Raw genomic sequence first — 1401 nt, forward strand, 5'->3', positions numbered from 1 at the left:
GATTTTCACGTCGGGGTCGACGGGTCGGCCGAAGGGTGTGGCGGTCTCGCATGAGGCTGTGGTGAATCAGTTGGTGTGGAAGAGGTCCGAGTTCGGGTTGGGTGTCGGTGATGTGGTGTTGCTCAAGACTGCGGCGACGTTCGATTTGTCGGTGTGGGAGTTCTGGTCGGCGTTGGTGTCGGGTGCGTCGGTGGTGGTGGCGTCGGTGGAGGGGCATCGGGATGCGGCGTATCTGCATGAGTTGATGGTGGCGGAGTCGGTGACGACGTTGCATGTGGTTCCGTCGACGTTGTCGGCGTTGTTGGCGGTGTCGGGTGGTGTGTTGTCGAGTTCGTTGGTGCGGGTGTTGGCGATTGGTGAGGCGTTGCCGGGGGCGACTGCGCAGTGGTTCCGTCGGGGTAATGCGGGTGCGTTGTTCAATTTGTATGGTCCGACGGAGGCTGCGGTGTCGGTGACGGTGCATGAGGTGGGGGCGGGTGATGTTGCGGGTGTGCCTATTGGTGTGCCGGAGTGGAATACGGGTGTGTTGGTGCTCGATGAGCGGTTGCATCCGGTGCCGGTGGGTGTGTCGGGTGAGTTGTATTTGGCGGGTGTGCAGTTGGCGCGTGGGTATGTGGGTCGGGTGGATTTGACGGCGGAGCGGTTTGTGGCGAATCCGTTTGTCGGTGTTGCGGGTGTGGGTGTGGGTTCTCGGTTGTATCGGACGGGTGATGTGGTGCGGTGGGGTGGTTCTGGTGAGTTGGAGTATGTGGGGCGTAGTGATTTTCAGGTGAAGGTGCGTGGTTTCCGGATCGAGTTGGGGGAGATCGAGTCGGCGTTGCGTGGGGTGGATGGGGTGGTCGATGTTGCGGTGGTTGCTCGGGTGGATGAGTTTGCGGGAGATCAGTTGGTGGCGTACGTGGTTGGTGGTGCGGGTGTGTCTTTGGATGTGGGTGAGGTGAAGGTGGCGTTGGGTGCGGTGGTGCCGTCGTACATGGTGCCGTCGGCGTTTGTGGTGTTGGATGCGTTGCCGTTGACGGTGAATGGGAAGTTGGATCGGGCGGCGTTGCCGGCTCCGGTGTTCGAGGCTGTGGTGTTTCGGGCTCCGTCGACTCCGGTGGAGGAGGCGGTGGCGCGGGTGTTTTCTGAGGTGTTGGGTGTTGATCGTGTGGGTGTCGATGATGATTTCTTTGCGTTGGGTGGTAATTCGTTGATTGCGACGCAGGTGGTGTCGCGGTTGGGTGTGGCGTTGGATGCGGTGGTGCCGGTGCGGTTGGTGTTCGAGGCGCCGTCGGTGGGTGGTTTGGCGGTTCGGGTGGAGCAGTCGGTGGGGTCGGGGGATCGGGTTGCGTTGGTGGCGCGGGAGCGTCCGGGTGTGGTGCCGTTGTCGTTGGCGCAGCAGCGGATGTGGTTCCTGAACCG

1 protein-coding gene is annotated in these 1401 nt (G+C 62.2%); it reads left to right on the forward strand.

Features of this window, described 5'->3' with window-relative positions; translation table 11 throughout:
* On the forward strand, nt 1-1401 hold a 1401-nt coding region (locus H2510_RS20525; protein ID WP_186630123.1), incomplete at both ends, for an AMP-binding protein.

It is taken from the genome of Rhodococcus sp. BP22, from assembly GCF_014281965.1.
Taxonomy (GTDB): domain Bacteria; phylum Actinomycetota; class Actinomycetes; order Mycobacteriales; family Mycobacteriaceae; genus Rhodococcoides.